18 protein-coding genes are annotated in these 17,321 nt (G+C 50.0%); 6 read left to right on the top strand and 12 right to left on the bottom strand.

Annotated features, from left to right (window positions below):
• Positions 1–84 precede the first annotated feature (84 nt).
• Together WN53_RS08880 and WN53_RS08885 are read left to right on the top strand one after the other, a co-directional pair.
• Positions 85–1,119 carry a YeeE/YedE family protein gene (locus tag WN53_RS08880; RefSeq protein WP_024485058.1) on the top strand — a complete coding sequence of 345 codons (1,035 nt, stop codon included), beginning with the start codon at positions 85–87 and terminating at the stop codon, positions 1,117–1,119.
• Between the two features lie 5 nt (positions 1,120–1,124).
• Positions 1,125–1,352 carry a sulfurtransferase TusA family protein gene (locus WN53_RS08885; protein ID WP_024485057.1) on the top strand — a complete coding sequence of 76 codons (228 nt, stop codon included), beginning with the start codon at positions 1,125–1,127 and terminating at the stop codon, positions 1,350–1,352.
• Positions 1,353–1,395: 43 nt separating this feature from the next.
• On the opposite strand, the gene WN53_RS08890 is transcribed toward WN53_RS08885, so the two are convergent.
• From WN53_RS08890 to WN53_RS08940, 11 genes are all read right to left on the bottom strand, one after another.
• Complete coding sequence (locus WN53_RS08890) at positions 1,396–2,085, bottom strand: helix-turn-helix transcriptional regulator (protein ID WP_024485056.1); 690 nt, start codon at positions 2,083–2,085, stop codon at positions 1,396–1,398.
• 104 nt (positions 2,086–2,189) lie between these two features.
• Entirely contained in the window at positions 2,190–3,701 is a 1,512-nt protein-coding gene (locus WN53_RS08895) for a PglL family O-oligosaccharyltransferase (protein ID WP_158645274.1), read from the bottom strand.
• Between the two features lie 214 nt (positions 3,702–3,915).
• Positions 3,916–4,716, bottom strand: coding sequence for a hypothetical protein (locus WN53_RS08900; RefSeq protein WP_024485054.1), 801 nt, complete (start codon positions 4,714–4,716; stop codon positions 3,916–3,918).
• Between the two features lie 129 nt (positions 4,717–4,845).
• Positions 4,846–5,400, bottom strand: coding sequence for a fimbrial protein (locus tag WN53_RS08905; RefSeq protein ID WP_024485053.1), 555 nt, complete (start codon positions 5,398–5,400; stop codon positions 4,846–4,848).
• Positions 5,400–5,888 (bottom strand): fimbrial protein, encoded by a 489-nt coding sequence (locus tag WN53_RS08910; RefSeq protein WP_024485052.1) that lies wholly within the window; start codon positions 5,886–5,888, stop codon positions 5,400–5,402. The genes WN53_RS08905 and WN53_RS08910 overlap by 1 nt, the downstream gene beginning before the upstream one ends.
• A 14-nt stretch (positions 5,889–5,902) precedes the next feature.
• Positions 5,903–6,391, bottom strand: coding sequence for a fimbrial protein (locus WN53_RS08915; RefSeq protein ID WP_024485051.1), 489 nt, complete (start codon positions 6,389–6,391; stop codon positions 5,903–5,905).
• A gap of 10 nt (positions 6,392–6,401) precedes the next feature.
• On the bottom strand, positions 6,402–7,040 hold the full coding sequence (locus tag WN53_RS08920; protein ID WP_024485050.1) for a fimbrial protein: 639 nt from the start codon (positions 7,038–7,040) through the stop codon (positions 6,402–6,404).
• A 34-nt stretch (positions 7,041–7,074) separates the two neighbouring features.
• Positions 7,075–7,821 carry a fimbria/pilus periplasmic chaperone gene (locus tag WN53_RS08925; RefSeq protein ID WP_024485049.1) on the bottom strand — a complete coding sequence of 249 codons (747 nt, stop codon included), beginning with the start codon at positions 7,819–7,821 and terminating at the stop codon, positions 7,075–7,077.
• A 30-nt stretch (positions 7,822–7,851) separates the two neighbouring features.
• Positions 7,852–10,392, bottom strand: a complete 2,541-nt coding sequence (locus WN53_RS08930) for an outer membrane usher protein (RefSeq protein WP_024485048.1) — start codon at positions 10,390–10,392, stop codon at positions 7,852–7,854.
• A gap of 111 nt (positions 10,393–10,503) precedes the next feature.
• Positions 10,504–11,043, bottom strand: coding sequence for a fimbrial protein (locus WN53_RS08935; RefSeq protein ID WP_024485047.1), 540 nt, complete (start codon positions 11,041–11,043; stop codon positions 10,504–10,506).
• A gap of 71 nt (positions 11,044–11,114) precedes the next feature.
• The gene (locus WN53_RS08940) at positions 11,115–11,645 is read right to left on the bottom strand and encodes a fimbrial protein (protein WP_024485046.1); all 531 of its coding nucleotides are present in this window, start codon (positions 11,643–11,645) and stop codon (positions 11,115–11,117) included.
• 585 nt (positions 11,646–12,230) lie between these two features.
• On the opposite strand from WN53_RS08940, the gene WN53_RS26800 reads away from it, so the two are divergent.
• The 3 genes from WN53_RS26800 to WN53_RS08955 all read left to right on the top strand — a co-directional run bounded on the left by WN53_RS26800 (position 12,231) and on the right by WN53_RS08955 (position 13,994).
• On the top strand, positions 12,231–13,127 hold the full coding sequence (locus tag WN53_RS26800) for a winged helix-turn-helix domain-containing protein (RefSeq protein ID WP_024485045.1): 897 nt from the start codon (positions 12,231–12,233) through the stop codon (positions 13,125–13,127).
• A complete protein-coding gene (locus WN53_RS08950) occupies positions 13,124–13,567 on the top strand; it encodes a lipase chaperone (RefSeq protein ID WP_024485044.1) in 444 nt (147 codons plus the stop codon). The genes WN53_RS26800 and WN53_RS08950 overlap by 4 nt, the downstream gene beginning before the upstream one ends.
• A 190-nt stretch (positions 13,568–13,757) precedes the next feature.
• Entirely contained in the window at positions 13,758–13,994 is a 237-nt protein-coding gene (locus tag WN53_RS08955) for a DUF4282 domain-containing protein (protein ID WP_024485043.1), read from the top strand.
• Between the two features lie 65 nt (positions 13,995–14,059).
• On the opposite strand, the gene WN53_RS08960 is transcribed toward WN53_RS08955, so the two are convergent.
• Entirely contained in the window at positions 14,060–14,809 is a 750-nt protein-coding gene (locus WN53_RS08960) for an NAD-dependent epimerase/dehydratase family protein (protein WP_024485042.1), read from the bottom strand.
• Between the two features lie 630 nt (positions 14,810–15,439).
• Between WN53_RS08960 and bglF the strand changes: the two genes are divergently transcribed.
• Positions 15,440–17,317 (top strand): PTS beta-glucoside transporter subunit IIABC, encoded by a 1,878-nt coding sequence (gene bglF / locus WN53_RS08965; RefSeq protein WP_024485041.1) that lies wholly within the window; start codon positions 15,440–15,442, stop codon positions 17,315–17,317.
• Positions 17,318–17,321 lie beyond the last annotated feature (4 nt).

The following is a 17,321-nucleotide window of genomic DNA, read 5'->3' on the forward strand; positions in this document are numbered from 1 at the left end:
TAGCGAGTAAAATGCCTGCGCCCTACTCAGGGCAAGTTGTTTACAATCTGGATATGGCATAGCCATAAAAAGGAGTCTTCCCAAATGACAGGTCTGTTTCTGGGGTTCCTTCTTGGATTTATCATGCAACGCGGGCGCTTTTGTATGGCCGGCGGTCTGAGAGACCTCTATCTGTTCCGCGATGGGCGCATGACCCTCGCTATCCTCATTATCATCACCCTGCAAAGCATCGGTTTGTTCGCCTTCGTTGCCCTCGGCTGGGCCAAGCTCCCCGGTGGGGATTTCCGCTGGCTGGCGACGCTGGTCGGTGGCGTTACCTTCGGTATCGGCATGGGGCTGGCAGGTTCCTGCTCCACCGGTGCTTACTACCGAGCCGCCGAGGGGCTGGCTGGAAGTATGATTGCTGTTGTCGGTTTTGTTGTTGCCAGTTGGTATATTCGCCAGCCGGGCGGCAAACAGCTGTTTGCTCCCATCAGCGCCCCTGCCTTACCGGATGCTTCGCTGATGCAGACATTCGGCATGTCTCCCTGGCCTGCTGTAGCGCTGTTAACCGTGCTGACGGTCGTGCTGGTCTGGCGCTACCTGAAACGTAAATCCTTTCCCGTTCCGCAACCCAAACCGCGCAAACAGGGCATTGCCCACTGGCTGTTCGAAGCACGCTGGCACCCCTTCGTCAGCGCGGTGTTGATCGGCGTGATCGCGCTGCTGGCATGGCCTTCCAGCTTGGAATCGGGTCGGGTTGGCGGTTTAGGCATCAGCGGCCCCAGTGCGCAGCTGTTCTCGTTAATCACCGAGGGTAAAACCGGCTTCTTCGGCTGGGCGGGCTACTTGCTGATCGGGATTTTTGCCGGTGCGCTGGTGGCTGCCTGGGGTAGCCAGGAGTTGCGGCTGCGTTCGCCCGGCCTCCCGACCATGGTCAAAAGTCTGTTTGGGGGAGGGCTGATGGGGATCGGCAGCGGGCTGGCTGGCGGCTGTATGCTGGGCAATACCATCGTCAACACCGCCTGGTTCTCCTGGCAAGGCTGGCTGTTTATTCCGTGCATCCTGTTGGGCAGCTGGCTGGTCAGCTATTTCACCATTATTCTTCCGAATCAATCGATTAAAACAAAAGAGGCTTGAGGACTATGAAAACGATCACTCTGGATACCACCGGTAAACTTTGCCCGTTCCCGCTGATGGAAGCCAAAAAGCACATTGAGCAATTGGGTTCTGGCGACCTGCTGGTGATTGAATATGACTGCGCCCAGGCCACGGAAAACCTGCCGCGCTGGGCGGTTGAAGCAGGGCACAGCGTGACGGATTTCCAGCAGACCGGTGATGCCCGCTGGCAGATCAGCATTCAGAAGGGGTAAGCCTCCGATGTAATAAGCGCCCGGGGTTGATTCCCGGGTTACTTCACACCCCGCTAGATTTATAAGATACGCTCAGGGTATGCCGGGTATTCATGTTCAACCACTGGCCGACCAGGTTGCAATCATGCTCGTTAAGTAGCAGAGGCTGTAATGAGTTGACCCCAAGCTTCACCAATGCGGAGCGCTTATGATGGCTGACCGTTTTGTAGTTCAGCCCTAGCCGTAATGCGATGCGGGTTATCGATTTTCCTTTCAACAAGAAACGCAGCACACTTAACTCGCGCTGTGAAAGTCGAGGCATCTTTAGACCTGGCGTAGGCCTATCCTGAGGTTGGTCGCTAAATATCAACGATAGGCGGTCTGTTATGGTACTCAGCGACTCCTTGGGCTCCAGCACTACCTGAATATGCTGCAATTCGTGCATATGATTGACTAGCAGTATCGAATTCTTGGTGTCCATAATGAAAATTATCTGGCAATCAGGATTATTGAGGCGTAGCTGCCTTACAACCCAGTTTAGCAACTCTCTCTGCAGATGATTACCACTCAGTAGATTGATGACTGCAATATCTACCCGATGTCGTTTACGCAAATGTCGATAATAATCGTCAAGATGGCTAAGGTGATTAAAAACACGCGAAAGATTATTGGGTAGGTGTTTTGCCAGTATTTTTTCCATCCCTAAGCGCGTAAAATAACAAGGGTGTTGAATAATAATGTTTTTGCGGCCCATTATTGATTCCTCTTTTGGTGTTAAAAATGGAATGCAAAATAAACGATAATATTATTGGCTACGAAGATAGGCATGGCAGAATTCTTACCAAATTAACTCGTTGTTTATAATCGTTTCTCTTGCGGATAGAGGCGGCGGGCCTCAGCATGCAGTTGTTCTGCTCGGATGGTATTACCCAAAAGCTGGTTAACGACGCTTAGATTGATATAAACGTTCACATCTGGCGTATGGCAGAGATAGCTTTCGCCCCAAACAAGATAATCGTGCAGTACCTGCACTTGCTGGCTCTGAGCGTAATTCATCAAACCAGCCAGTTTTTCATCATATCTTTGCCGTTGTTGCCATGGGTGAGGGTGAATAAGACGTTGGTAGCGGGCGATATTTTTTAGCCCCTCACGCTCTACGGCGGTAATCACCTGGCTGACATACAGCCCATTGAGCAGATAGATCAGGCAAAACAGCGCCACGCTCACCAGCCCCCAGCGCAAACCTTGAACGGCGTGTCTTGGGGTAAGCGCTGAACGCCGTACGTCGCATACCCTCAGGATCAATAACAGCATGATGCCGTGCAGGGCCGACTGATAAAGTGGCAACTCGACTTGCGTATGCAGCACAATCGGGACCATTAATAGCCAAGGGGACCGACTTAACCGCCCCAGCCAGCCATGTCTGAACCGGGTCCGCCTGACGTATAACCGAATCACGCCAACCACGATTAACCCCACCGCCGCCAGCCCAACCAGCCCACCTTCAACTCCCCAGAAGAGTAATTCGTTATGTGGGTGTGCCATCTGAAAGCTTTCCTGCGTAGCTGGCAGTATACGGTGGGCGTAGTGGATAAACTCCGCTGAAAACAAGCCATAACCCCAGCCAAGCCAAGGCTTATCCGCGATCATCGCCAGGCAGATTTGCCAAACCTGTAAACGGTAACTGAGGGTAGAGCCCTGCGTCACATCGCGTGCTGCGCCATCATGCCACTGGCTGAGCAAGGCAAATATCACCCCCAAACCGATCAGACCGATTGCCAAAACGCACCGATGGCGATCTAGCCGCCATAGGACCCACAGTTGTAACGGCGTGACCAACAGTGCGGCTAGTAGCCCAATGCGCGATCCGATCAGCACCAATAGCAGCGGTGCCATCACCAGCATCATTGCCGCGGCCCATTGCACCCAATGCGATCGTCGCATGCCAATTTTTGGCATCCATAGATAGAGTGCCAGCGCGAGTCCGGTCGCCATAAAGCTGGCCATGACGTTCCACTGCTGAAAAATGCCATAAGGGCGGTTCAGCAGCGTGTTGTAGCCCATAAAGTTATCCGCGATGAACAGGTAATACTGAGCAATACCCAATCCGGCCTGAGCCACCGTGAGTAATAAACAGCCCTGCATAACCCATGTGCGCATTGCCCGGGTAAAGCGGTATTGTAATAGGGCAAAATAGAATGCCAGCCCCAGGCCTAATCCCATCATCCGAGAGGCAATGACGTTGAACTCGCCCGTACCGCTGTTCAACCAGGGCAATCCCGTTAATATCACGCCGCCTGCCAGCAGCCATCGCGAGCAAGATGAGTACATTAACGCCGAACGGCATTGAACCAAACTGGCTATCACCATCAGGCTCATCCATGCGGCAATGACCATATTAACAGGCAGAAAAAATCCGCTGCCCCCCCGGTTTGGCCAATAGCACACCGAGGCAAGCAAAAGCGTTGCCAGAGCTAGATGGCGAAATTTGAAAAGCATCATTTAAAAATCAACTATTACCGTGAGTACGGGTGTTATTCATATTTATACAGCCTATTTAAGTCAGGGGTTTATTATCAATGCCTTAAAAAGGTTCAATAACCAGTATGCTTGAGCCATAATAGACGCCACCCAACGTCAAATTAGAGAGCTTATCTTTAACGGCTAACGTTGAGCTACCCCCAGGCAAAGCAAACAGTGAACCTGGTGCTTTTCCATCAATAGTTAAATAGGATTTCCCCTCTGGTGTTAAGGGAATGTAGTCCAGATCGCCAATTAATTTAAGGCGCATTGTGGTACCACTGGAGCATTGAACGTTAAGCGAGTCTTCGGCCGAATGGCCCTCGGCCTCCTTAAGGCTAATGGTACCGTGGTCAAGGACCAGCGTAGGGGAGATCAGTTTGCACCAATTGTTAGCCGGGGGTACATAAACACAACTTCCTGCCGGATAGACTGCTGATGCCCATGAGCTCCAGTAGGGTTTTGGCTGATTACTGTCTGCTGCGAAATAACCAATACATTCCGTTACATTGAGTCGCCCTTGGTGGAACTCACTGGTTTTACTACCTGCGACTCCTGCGTGTAAACGGCGTGCTGCTTGCCCTATTGTTTCGTTCTTCCTTATCGGGGCACTTACCCCGGCACAACCTGCATAATCATTGCCATCCAGGTCGGCATGGCGATGCCCAAAGCAAATATATTTTCGATTGGGTAAAGTGTCGGCGCTGGGACCTATCTCGACAAGCATTTGGCTGAAGTTATATTTTGCTTGGTTATCATTAACAACCTCCACACTAATATCGGTAACCATAGGATACTGGCTAGCATAGAGTGGATGGACGTTAATGCCCCCTAAAAAAAACAACCACATTATTTTTTTTGACATTTTTACTTTCCCAATACAGCGTAATACGTCAATGATATCGTCATTAGCAGCGGTGATTTTTAATCATCCGGCCGCTACCCTATGCATATTGATAGTGACAAACAGTGAAGTTATTCACGGGGATTTATTTCACTGATATTCCAGATTGAATGTAGCTACTGCACTAAACGGCCCGCGCTCAATGCTCTCGTTAGCGATAGCTTCTGGCTCACCCTGCAAATAAGCATGGACGGTAATGGCATTGCTTCCCGGCACTAGCGGGTAGGCTTTTCCACTTTTATTGAGCGGTAAAAACTTACCCTCTGGTGTTTCCATACCGATGGCAACGCCGGAAGCCTGGCTACCGGCTGCCAATGCCAACATCCCGGTTAGATGCGGGTTTTCTATCCCACTAAAGGCGAAAGTCACCACATTACCCAGGCTGAGATCGCACTGAGTCAGATTAATAACAAACGCCTTGCCGGTGGTACGTTGGTTCAGATACAGGTATTTATCGATCACCGTACCAAAATCCAACGCCACGTTTTCCTCTCCCGGTGGGATCACGCAGGGTTCGGCTACTAGTGCACCGTGAAAACGCATGTTGACCTCACTGTGTGCCTGATGGCTCAACAATAGGCACGACATCAACAGGCCCACATAGCGTAAGGGGAGATGACAACGACGGGTTTTTGGTTTGGTCATCATTGATACTCCGCCCGTAGTGTTGCTGTGGCCTCAAATGCGCCCTCCGTCAACGTGCTACCGGGAGCTTTCACCGGAACCGCCTCCAACACTGGCAGGTTATTCGGGTCAACCGGCAGCGCCTTGTTTAAAATAAACGGCTGGCCGTTTTGGTACAGACGGATGCCTAAATCAACCTTCTCTTGAGTCTGTACCGCGGCATCATCAAACCCGGTAGGTGTACCTGTTAACAGCAAGGTCATATCCCATTTCCCTGCACCGTCTTCACAGTGAATAGGATAATCTACCGTTTGCCGGTAGTTGATGCCGTCCACTTTGTTGACGCCAATGCGTTCACCAAAATCCACATCAATTTTGATACCGTTGTTAATGGTGCAGGGCGGTGGAGCGATCAGGGTGCCATGAAAATTCATATTATCAGCAGCTTGCGCTAACGTACTGGCCCCGACGCCAGCCAAAAATAGCATCACAGTTCCATATACATTCATCCGCGTTCTCCTCTTCACTGCACATCAATCTTCAGGGTGGCTACTGCGGAAAACTTGCCCGCCGCTAATGTGGTTCCTGTCTTTTTCACGGGAACAGCCTGCACTACCGGGGCGGATGGATAGGTGAAGTTAAGCCAGCTATTCACCGGAAAACGAGCGTTATTCGCCCAAAGTTCAATGCCCAAATCGCTCTGCTGCGCGGTAGCCAGTGCCGCAGGATTAAATCCTGTCGGTTCGCCCTGTATCTGTAGCCGCAACGCGTTAGTATTGCCCCCAGTGCATTGCAGTGAGTATTTCACTGGCTGCATGTAGTTCTTACCGTCGACTTTATTGGTCATGACCTCATCGCCAAAATTGACCTCAATGGGCTGATTGCCGTTAATGACACAGCTTGGCGGGTTGAGCACCGTTGCTTTTACCGTCACGGTAGTAAAGGCAATAGCCAGGGGGCCTGTCAGCAGCAGCGTTGCCCCCAGAAGTACCGTCAGTAAATAGCGCTGCACTTTATCCCCCCTAGTCATAATGAAGCCTAAAGTTCACCTGAGCCCAGAAAGCCCCGGCCACTAAGGGGGCGGATGTTCGCTCAGGGGTCACGGTGTAGGTCAGTATGTTTTGCCCCGGTGTTAACCATAGTGGAGCGCCACGGCTACCCAAACGCACATCCCGCCCCAGCGAGTCCGTCAGGCGCAGCGCTAATCCTTCAGCACCTTGCACCTTTACCAACTGCGGATTATCCGCATCTGCTGGCGCAACAAAGCTTACCGAGACTGCGGGTTGATTGGGGCTCCACAGCCGGTTACCGGTTCGATGGTCACGGTTATCGGCCGGGCCAGGCAGACAGTCTTGCAGTTTCAGATGTACAGCAATCGGTGTGCCGCGTGCGCCCAGATGGCGTAGCCGCCCGGTCCCTATCTCTCCTAACGCAATCTCCTGCCAAGCGGAAACCATCTCCAGACGGCAGGCGCTTTCGGTCAGGGAACCCTGAACACGCAGCACACCATTGGCCCCCTCAACCTCCCAGTGGTCCGCCGCTTGTAGCGTATTGCCGAATACCAATGGCAACATGATAAGTGCAGCAAATCGGATTAGCAGAGATTGCCGGGGACGGTATAAAGACCAGGAATAGCCAGTAATCCATTGTTTTATTTGCATGTGTCGCTCCTTTGCACAGGATCCCGCTCGGCTATCACTCTTTCACTGGCGTGGCTTGGCAACTGCCGTTGCTGCAGCTGAATTTGAGCTGCGGACGGCCACCATAGTCATTGATGTAAGTGAGTACCGGGCTATTTCCCAAGCCGCTGGCTTTGAGTAGCGCTGACCCTTTGGGTTCGACCATCAGCGGTTCAAACCCTGCTGCCGATTGACCTTTCACGCTATTGCTAGCGTCGACAATGGTCACAAAATACGGCGTTGGGTTTTTCACCTGATACTGAGCCCCCTGTTTGCTCAGGGTGATTTTCTCCTGATACGGGGAGGCCATCTCGGTGGTGGTCTGCATTAAGGTCTTTGGCCGATAAAACAGTTTGATACGCGTTTGCAGCGCGATTTGCAGCGTGTTCGGTTTATCGCTACGCGGTGGGATTTCACGCAGGTTAAAATAAAACAGCGATTCACGATCCTGAGGGAGCGCGTTGGCTGCTGGCAGTCCTTGTACTTTCACCTGGCTTTTAGCGCCTGGCTCAATACGTTGTACGGGTGGCAATACGGTTAACGGACTAGTGATTTTGTTGCCCTTGGCATCTTCAATCCAACCCTGCGCCAAATACGGTAGCTGCTTATTTTCATTGCTGATGTTCAGGCTTACTGACTTCTGGCTACCGTCATAAATGACCCGGGTACGATCAAGGGCGATCGCGGCCTGCGCCGCAGGCACAGCCAAAATGCACAATAGAGCGCTGACGATCGGTACTGTTTTTAGGGTTAGTTTGGTCATATCTATCTCGTTAAAATTTAATGGCAAAAGTTATCGCTCCGGTTCGTTGCCTGCATTGGTCGGTTGACGACACAGCAGCAACAGATCCGGCAAATTACTCACGGCACGTTTAGGCAGCGCAGGCGGCAGGTCAATGACGCATTTGGTCGCGCCCGCCCAGTGCACCCTCATTTTTTCACCGGCATTAATGCCGCTCAGATAAACACTCCCGCCGTCGTTAACAATGCCCACTTCCTGTTGCTTGCGGTTGAGAATGGAAGCTCCAAACGGTGGGTGAGAGCCGTCCGCCAGGCGGATCACCGCCATCGCTTTTTCCCCCGCCACTACATCAAAGCGCCGATAGCCAATTGCCCCTTCGGTTAACGTAGCCTGCACAACAGAGCGAGTGGCTTCGGCGTTATCCGGCAACCTATCCAAATCAATGCTGACCTTATTGCGGTAATAGCTATTGACGTCTGACACCACGGCATTACCAAAGCGGTTAGTGCGAGCTGTGGAGCCATAACCCCGGATCGGGATACCCGCCACGCCGTCGGTATCCACTAAAATACGCGTACCGCCCAGAGTGCCCGAGCGGTGTAATGCCGCGCCTTTCGCCGTGGCGGTTGCCCCACCTTGTAGTGATAGCCCCAGCGAGGTATAACGCCCCTCCTGGTAACCGGCATTAGCCCCTATTTGCGCCGCATCCCCTTGATGGCTGTAGTAGCCACTGGCCATCACCCCGTTGCGGGAAGTCCCCGAGTTGATCTGATAGAAGTCATGGTCATTAATATTGTCGTAATAACTCAACTGATGGGTATTATCATTACTGCTCAGTGAGCTGTAATAACTTAGCGATCCGCTATGGCCAAATGGCATGGTCAGGGAGATATACATACCGTCATCATTGCTATTGTTATTCTTGTTGCGGTAACCGGTCAGCGACAGGCTCATATTCTTAAACTGGCCCAGATCAAAATAGCGGGATAACGTCAGGCTGTAGTTATCGCTAGCTGGCCGATCCCAATAGGTCTGGTGGTTGTAGTTCAGGTAAGCGCTCAGCCCCAGATCGCGTAACTGCTGGTTAAAGGTTATGGTGTACATCTCTTTACTACTGTGTGAACGGACGCCGTAAGTTCGCGCATCCAGATATTCACTCATGGTCATATAATTGCGCTCAGAGAAGCGATAGCCGGCAAAGGTCACCTGGCTGTCATAATCATCAAAGCGCTTGGAATAGCTCAGACGGTAGGAACTGCCGCTCAGTGTCGCTTTTTCGTGCGGTAAACTGGCTCGTGATTGCGTCATATCAAACGACAGTGCACCCAGCAGCATTAAGTCACGACCGATCCCGACTGCGAGGGCGTTATAATCTCCCCCTACCACGCCGCCACCATACATTGACCAGCCATTACTGACCCCCCAGGAGAATTCTCCGGTGGTAAATAATGGGCCGTTAATATGATGTTGGAAGTCAGATGGCCGCCCCGCGGCGACTTTATAACGCACTGATCCTGGCCGGGTCAGATACGGAATACTGGCTGTCTCCATTTGGAATTCCCGAACGCTGCCGTCCTGTTCCTCAATACGGATATCCAAACGCCCGGATACCGCATCGTTGATATCCTGGATACGGAAGGGTCCGGTAGCCACATAGGTTTCCTGCAACACGCGCCCTTGTTGGCTAATGACAACTTTGGCATTGGTGCGTGCTACCCCGTTGATCTCAGGAGCGTAACCCCGCAGGTTGGGGGGTAACATATTGTCATCACTCACCAGGCTGAGCCCGGCGAAGCGGAAGCTGTCAAAAATGTCGGAGGTCAGGTAATCCTCCCCCATTGTCAGCTTGGCTCTCAAGCGCGGAATCGCCCGATAGGCGTAATAACGGCTCCAGTCCCAGTTAGTCCGCGTTGGGCTTTTACCTTGATGGGCATACTGGGTTTGCCAGTCGGCCCGTAAGCGCCAAGCACCCAGATTAGCGCCGAGGGTACCATTACCATTCACGCTGTAGCCTTGGTTGTGATCCTTCAACTGGCGTTGCGTTTGTGCATTGACGTTGTAATCCACCAGTAACCCTGGGATACCTTCTTCCCAGCGTGATGGCGGATCCCAGTCCGCCGAGGTATATTCCAGATACACCTGCGGCAGGTTGATAGACATCGTCGATGTGCCAAGATCGCCCTGAGCCGTCATTCCCGGCAGGCTGCTGAGTACCAGGCATTGTCCCTGATCCCACCAGGTGAGGTCGGCCTGGGCTGTCGGTTTTAATCCGAACTGTTCAACCAACTCGGGGCTAATACAAACCTCACTGCCGTTTGGGTCGTTATCCGGAGGCGTAAACCTGACCGTCTGCTCCGGTAGTTCCTGCATATTGATCTTGACTAACATGGTGTAATTCCCCGGCATAATAAAACCACTGCGGGAAAATCGCCCCAAATCAATATTTTCGCGCTCTTTCACATCTAATATGTCGGTATTGAACTGGATATCATCTGCATGCGCACGGATAATACCACCACTTAAAATGAAGGTAATCAAGACGCCTAGCACACTCGGGCGTGAAGGTAATAATCTCAAATAAGACAAAGTCATCATCCTTGGACCTTTTAATTACCACCCATACTTGGCTTTGTGGTTTTAAATTTTGTTCTTAGCCAAAAATAAATGGAGAGCGATTGATTACCGGCTTATCACATACTGGCTTCAGTAATAATCCATTTTAAAACGTAATGCAGACGTATAATTTCCTGGGTGTAAAACCTGTTGATTGCTGACCAACCGTAATGAATAGTTCAGCCGCATATCTCCAGCCAGGATCCTGCTGGCCGGGAGTGGGCTGCCGGGTAAGGCAACATTGCCTTTATCGTCGATAATTTCAAGTGCCACTCCTTTAGCTTGTCCATCAACGGCAAATAAACCTGCATCATTCCTGCCGTCAAAAGTAATTTTGAAATGTCGCCAGTTACTCAATGACGCGTTATGGCGTATTAGCGAGCAACGGACTAATTGAACAGCAAACAGTTGAGGTAAACCGCGACCATCACGAGCTATTTGGTTGAGCGGTAATGTTCCCATCTCAATGGTTTGATCGCGACTCAATGTATCAATAGCGCAAGCCGTTTCTATAATGGCTCCGTGCATATTTACCCGTCCCCATGCCTCTACTGGAGCTGAATAGGCTAACGGACAGGCGGCTGAGAACAATAAGCAGCAGGCCAGAGTCTTATAGGCATTAACATTCATGGTTAGACTCCAGTATCACCGTGGAAAATAATGCATGCGGTTGCCCGCATGCATTGATCGCAAGCCGTATGTTACTGGTAGGCGAGGGTGAAATCGGCTACGCTGCTGAAGTCGCCAGGGACGATGGTTGCGGAAGCGCCGTCACCCTGCAGATAGGCAGAGAATACCAAGGTGTTAGAACCATCTTGGATACCCTGAGGTTTAGAAGCTTGACCCAGTTCAATCAGTTTGCCGGTACCGTCGGTAATCGCAATGCTGGCACCTTTCGCCGTACCGGTAATCCCCAACAGACCGTTGGCACCTTCTGCGCCGCTAAACGTGGTCAACACGGTTTTGGCCGTTGACAGGTTGCAACCTTCCAGGCGGATCTGGAAGTTCTTAGGAATAGAAGTGCCGGTGTTATTATCAGCCTGCAATGCTACGTTCGATACCTGGCCTAAGTTAACCGTTTGGTCGATGGTTTCAGGGTCGATTGAGCATGGTGCATCAATGATTGAACCTTTGAAGGTGACAGAACCGTGACCTTGATCGGCTGCATTTGCACCGCCAGCAACCATTACTACGCCTAAACCTAATGCCATAACCAGTTGATTCAGTTTCATATAGATATCCTTAGTTTCCAATTTTCCTTTTCGCATTCCCACTATAAAGAAGCGAAGTTTTTTGTATTCCATTCTCCCGAATGCATAACAGAAACACTTTAATCAGAGCCTCTGGCTGTGCTTTGAATATTGCTCAAGCATTTCTAAGGGCTATTTTAGGTAAAAATCGCCAAAGTGGTATAATATAGTTATAAATTCTAATCTATAGATTTTTAGTCTGCCGGGTATTGTTTTTATAGATTTTTTATCCACACCAATAGCATTAATTGTCTCAAAAAATAAACATTAATATAACAATATATACTCTGATTTAGTGGTAGAGCCTTAAATGGTTATTTTAAAGATGCTGGTTGTTAACAATTGAAGGTGACTGTCTAAGCTACGATTTTGGTTTCTTTACAGAAAAACGTATTGACCTGATGTTTAATTGACAATAGTATTGAAATTAAAATTTCCATTATGAAGCACATGATTTTGTTGTGATTTTTTATTAAAATAAATGCTAAGTGTTTAATTTTATAGGATTGTTCCTATTGTGGTTGTTTGCATTCTCAACATTTTGTGGTACGAAAGGGATTGAATATCATGATCTATGTCATTAATAATAGAATTTATTTTAACTATACTGAAAATAGGGTATGGAGTGATGAGGTTAATCAGATTATTATCCCTCGATTCTCCAGTGAGATCCTGGCGCTCTTTCTTGCCAATAATGATAAAGCACTTTCGCGCGACTTCATGCTCACAGAGGTGTGGGAAGCGCGTGCGTTGAATGGCTCCAATAATAATCTCAACAACTATGTCTCTATACTACGCAGGAAACTATCCCTGCTCGGTGGAGATAACCTGATCATTACCATACCCAAATACGGCTTCAGCTTTACCGCTGACTCTATCGAAAAAATCGCCTGTGAAACTCTGCAATCTGATGATGCTGTTAAACAGTATGAAACAGGAAGTAACGAAGATGTGACGACTAATCATGAGGACGTTCATTTACCGAATGATGAAGTCAGTGACCCAGAAAAGGCGAAAGAATCAACAGTGGTTGCAGAGCATTCTGCCTCCGTTCGCTACAGCATTTTTCACCCTGTTTTGCTAAAAATAACGCTTATCAAGATGCTGATTGTCATCTTCATCGCTATCATTATTTCTTTGATACTGTTTCGCGTTTTTTGCATTGGTTTTCATTTAACATCGAATGATTTCGCGGTTACCAAGATAAAGGATTTTGGGTTGTGTCAGGCTTTTGTGATTAATGAGAACACATTGGCGACTCGCAGAGAGGATTTGATCGCAGCCGCTGAGCGAATAATTACTGAAAATAATATAAATTGCTCCCAATATGCGAAGATCTATTATTCTAAAACGAGGAAGAGAGATATAGCCGGAGGACGGGTAAGGCAAGATACACTGTCTTATTGCCCGGATGCACCACACTATTATTGCGAGAACTTTTATTATTCGGAACATAAGATATGAAAAAGAAAATTCTCTTAACGATTTTTTTACTGGTCTTTGTACCCGTTTTGGCAATGATTTATTTTTTTATGAGTCATACAGATAAGCAATTTTCATGCGTCGCAAAATTAAATACCGACATTACGGAAAGCAATCAATCGACAAAAGCACTTTACGATATATTCTTTTTGTTTGATGGTAATAATACCGGGTATGTTGTTGTTGAAGGAACCTATATCAGTAATGGTGTCTATGAAAAAATAAATACGGCTTTTGACTTTTCATATGAAAAGCAGAATAACTTCTATTCAATAAAAAAGTTCGGGGGTAAGGCACCAGATTTTTTGCCATTCTTTCTGCAATGGGAAACTGCCAAGTTTAAATTTAGTCAATTAAATAAAGATGACTTTGTTATCTCTGGGCCGATAAATCCTATCCTTCTAGTTTGTACTAAAGCTTAGCTACGTTAAATAATGCAGCGTAATACTGAACCGCTAAAGCCTGATCCCATCGATAGCTCCCTTAAACGTAAGAACAACAATCCATCATATCTTCTTACCTTTTGTCATCTTTGGCCAGTATACTTAATTCCAGCTTGAGGGCGCTTTGCCGCTCAGGAACGGTCAACCTTAACAAATGAAGGGATACACCATGAAAAATATTTTCTTTTTTGATGCGATGCTAACGCCGAAAATCATTACCGGCGTTTATTGGCTTTGCCTGCTGGGCATCCTGGTCGGTGGGATCGGGTCGATGTTCTATGGCGAGTTTTTCCGTGGTTTGCTGGGTATCATCATTGGCGGTGTCTTTACCCGTGTCGGTTTTGAAATGGTGATCATCGCCTTCAAAAATAACGAGTATCTGCGCAAGATTGCTGAAAAGCCGTAATGTGGTGAACGGCAGACCTTCCCTCACGGGGCTGGTAGCGTAGGGGCGCAGCGTGCTGCGCCCGCTCAGCTAAACCCGAGCAGGGTAAACGCATCGTCCTCGGGGTAGTAATCCAGCAGTCGCGTGGTCTCCTCTAACGACAGTCGCTTATAGCGGTTGTTAGAGATGCCATGCACCACCGCATGCTGCACGTGGGTAACGCGGATGCAGCGATCGAGCAGATCGGCGGCATCCCGGTGGCTCAGGAAGGCGCTCATATCCCGCGCGCTGATCTGCTGGCCCGCTTCCAACGTCGTGAAGTTGGCAATCCGTACCGACAGTGCAGAAAGCCCCTCCTGATGGGCAAAATAGGCGGCGATCCCTTCGCCAAATGCCTTGCTGGCCCCGTACATATTCTTTGGCTTCGGCGCATCGTCCGAGCGCACCTGGTAATCCAACGGATAACCTTCTACCGCTTGTGCACTGCTGGCAAACACCACGCGTTGGCAGCCTGCGTCTTTCGCCGCGCGGAAGATGTTGAATGTACCAAGGATGTTGTTGTTCATCAGTGAAGAACAAAAATCGGCATCAGCAGAAGGATCGGCGGCCAAATGCAGCACGGTATCGATGTTGGCGCAGGCTGCCCGGCAAGCCTCGATATCGGTGATATCGAATGTCAGTACCTCGTCATTGGGCCGCAAATGAGAGATCAGGCCAGCTTCTTTTTCCGCCAGACGAAAATCGTAACGGTGGCCAGAAAACTGCCTGAACGCGGTCGCCACTCGGCCACCGGCACCGGTAATTAACACCCGCCCAAGTTCTGTACGTAATGCCATGGCTACTGCTTTCCCTAAAACAAATTTTCTGGAGACTAGTAATAATACTCTGAACTATTTTTGTCCATCTTTTAGTTAATTTTCCTGATGTATTTTTTGGCTAAGCTAAGATTATGCTTGGCATTTTGCGGGGTTTTAAGGAGGGTTTTTCACTACTCAAAAAGGAGTGCAATCATAAATTCAGTGAAATAAACAGGTCGAAATAAAATCGTAATTCAATGTTATTTAATGATTTTAGTCTTGATTGGTTATGTTTGTTTGCGTATCAGAACATACCTTTACTGTAAATTACATTACAGAAATAGGTAAATATTTATAATGTTTTTTGGGGCTTGTTACCAACACAAAAACGTTGGAGCGCGGCAGGGAATTTTGTCTACTGGATCACACTTCGGCAACTTTGTGGCGGAAAGCCTTGCCGCACTGAAAAACAGAATGTTACCGTCATAGCTCAACCGATTTAGGGTTGTCACTGCTTTGGCAGGCAAAACCTAAACCTCGAGTTTCTGTTTCCCCACGTTGGGATCAGAGGCCACGAGGTTTAGGTTTTTTTTTGCGCTGAATTCCTCCACGACGATTGGCCATCGCCGTGGCTGGGGAGCAGCAAGGTTAAGCGTTAAGGATGCAACCATGAAATATCAGGAATTAGCCAGTGAGATCTTGGCCGGCGTCGGTGGCCGCGACAATGTGAAAAGCCTGGTGCATTGCGCCACCCGTCTGCGTTTTAAACTGCAAGAACACGGTAAGGCGGATGCGGAGGCGCTGAAGAAAAACCCGGGCGTCATCATGGTCGTGGAAAGCGGTGGCCAGTTTCAGGTGGTGGTAGGTAACCACGTCGGGGAGGTTTATAACGCCTTGAATGCGCAGCTTGGCGCGGGTGAGGAAACGCCTGCCAACGCACAAGAAGAAAAAAAGGAAAATCTGCTCAGCCGCTTTATCGACGTGGTTTCCGGCATTTTTACTCCGTTGCTCGGGGTGATGGCGGCTTCGGGGATCCTCAAAGGCTTTCTGGCGTTGAGCTTGGCCTGTGGTTGGCTGTTGGAGAGTAGTGGCACCTACAAGCTGCTGTTTGCGTCGAGTGACGCGCTGTTCTATTTCTTACCGATCATGCTGGGTTACACCGCTGGTAAGAAATTTGGCGGCAACGTTTTTGTCACCATGGCTATTGGTGGGGCGTTGACGCATCCGTTGATGATGGGGGCTTTTGAGGCGGCTCAGCTTCCGGGTGCCCAGCCGGAGTATTTCCTCGGTATCCCTATCACCTTTATCAACTACAGCTCGTCGGTTATTCCGATCATTTTTGCCGCCTGGGTGTCCTGCCGCCTGGAGCCGCTATTTAACCGCGTGTTGCACAGTGCATTGCGTAATTTCGTGACGCCGTTGCTGTGCCTGGTGATCACCGTGCCGCTCACCTTCCTGCTGATTGGCCCGGCGGCTACCTGGCTGAGTCTGATGCTGGCCAACGGCTATCAGGCCATCTATGCCTTTAACCCGATCGTGGCCGGTGCCTTTATGGGCGCGGCCTGGCAGGTCTGTGTCATCTTCGGCCTGCATTGGGGGCTGATACCGCTGATGCTCAACAATATGAGCGTATTTGGGCGCGACACCCTGTCTCCACTGCTGCTGCCTGCGGTGATGGGGCAAGTGGGGGCCACGTTGGGTGTGATGCTGCGTACCCGCGATGCCAAGCTGCGGGTGATGGCGGGTTCTGCCGTTACCGCCGGTATCTTCGGTATTACCGAGCCTGCGGTGTACGGGGTCACGCTGCCAAACAAACGGCCATTTATTTTCGGCTGTATCGGCGGGGCGTTGGGTGGTGCGGTGATCGGTTACTTCCACACGGCAACCTACTCGTTTGGTTTGGTCAGTATTTTCACCTTTGCCCAGATCATTCCGGCGGGCGGCTTTGATGCGACGGTCCTGGGGGCGATTGCCGGTACCTTGGTGTCGTTTGTGTTTGCGGCCATTGCCAGCTATCTGTTCGGCATCGTACCGCCAGCGGAACAACCGGCTGAAGCGGCACCAGCCCCAGCTCCACAGGCATCGCTCAACCGTAAGCAGCAGGTGACCAGCCCGATTGCTGGCGACATCATCCCGTTGGAACAGGTTCAGGATGCCACCTTTGCCAGCGGCCTGCTGGGTAAAGGCGTGGCCATTATGCCGCACCAGGGCCGTGTGGTGGCCCCAGTCAATGGCTGTGTGGTATCGCTGTTCAAAACCAAGCACGCCATCGGCATTGAATCGGATGAGGGCGCCGAGGTGCTCATCCACGTGGGTATCGATACCGTCAAGCTTAACGGCCTGCATTTTACCGCCCACATCAAAGAGGGCGATCGCGTTAAACAGGGCGATCTGCTGATCGAGTTTGACCAAGAGGCGATCCGTGCCGCGGGCTTTGATACCACCACACCGATCATCATCAGCAATAGCGACGACTATGTCGATGTGCTTACCAGCGGCCAAAGCCCGGTGCAGGAACAGGCACCGTTGCTGACACTATTACGTTAATCAG

It is taken from the genome of Serratia fonticola, assembly GCF_001006005.1.
GTDB classification, from domain to species: domain Bacteria; phylum Pseudomonadota; class Gammaproteobacteria; order Enterobacterales; family Enterobacteriaceae; genus Chania; species Chania fonticola.

Coding starts and splice junctions, on each gene's coding strand:
- WN53_RS08880 (WP_024485058.1), top strand. CDS start 85: ATGACAGGTCTGTTTCTGGGGTTCCTTCTTGGATTTATCATGCAACGC.
- WN53_RS08885 (WP_024485057.1), top strand. CDS start 1,125: ATGAAAACGATCACTCTGGATACCACCGGTAAACTTTGCCCGTTCCCG.
- WN53_RS08890 (WP_024485056.1), bottom strand. CDS start 2,085: ATGGGCCGCAAAAACATTATTATTCAACACCCTTGTTATTTTACGCGC.
- WN53_RS08895 (WP_158645274.1), bottom strand. CDS start 3,701: ATGGTGATAGCCAGTTTGGTTCAATGCCGTTCGGCGTTAATGTACTCA.
- WN53_RS08900 (WP_024485054.1), bottom strand. CDS start 4,716: ATGTCAAAAAAAATAATGTGGTTGTTTTTTTTAGGGGGCATTAACGTC.
- WN53_RS08905 (WP_024485053.1), bottom strand. CDS start 5,400: ATGACCAAACCAAAAACCCGTCGTTGTCATCTCCCCTTACGCTATGTG.
- WN53_RS08910 (WP_024485052.1), bottom strand. CDS start 5,888: ATGAATGTATATGGAACTGTGATGCTATTTTTGGCTGGCGTCGGGGCC.
- WN53_RS08920 (WP_024485050.1), bottom strand. CDS start 7,040: ATGCAAATAAAACAATGGATTACTGGCTATTCCTGGTCTTTATACCGT.
- WN53_RS08925 (WP_024485049.1), bottom strand. CDS start 7,821: ATGACCAAACTAACCCTAAAAACAGTACCGATCGTCAGCGCTCTATTG.
- WN53_RS08930 (WP_024485048.1), bottom strand. CDS start 10,392: ATGACTTTGTCTTATTTGAGATTATTACCTTCACGCCCGAGTGTGCTA.
- WN53_RS08935 (WP_024485047.1), bottom strand. CDS start 11,043: ATGAATGTTAATGCCTATAAGACTCTGGCCTGCTGCTTATTGTTCTCA.
- WN53_RS08940 (WP_024485046.1), bottom strand. CDS start 11,645: ATGAAACTGAATCAACTGGTTATGGCATTAGGTTTAGGCGTAGTAATG.
- WN53_RS26800 (WP_024485045.1), top strand. CDS start 12,231: ATGATCTATGTCATTAATAATAGAATTTATTTTAACTATACTGAAAAT.
- WN53_RS08950 (WP_024485044.1), top strand. CDS start 13,124: ATGAAAAAGAAAATTCTCTTAACGATTTTTTTACTGGTCTTTGTACCC.
- WN53_RS08955 (WP_024485043.1), top strand. CDS start 13,758: ATGAAAAATATTTTCTTTTTTGATGCGATGCTAACGCCGAAAATCATT.
- WN53_RS08960 (WP_024485042.1), bottom strand. CDS start 14,809: ATGGCATTACGTACAGAACTTGGGCGGGTGTTAATTACCGGTGCCGGT.
- bglF (WP_024485041.1), top strand. CDS start 15,440: ATGAAATATCAGGAATTAGCCAGTGAGATCTTGGCCGGCGTCGGTGGC.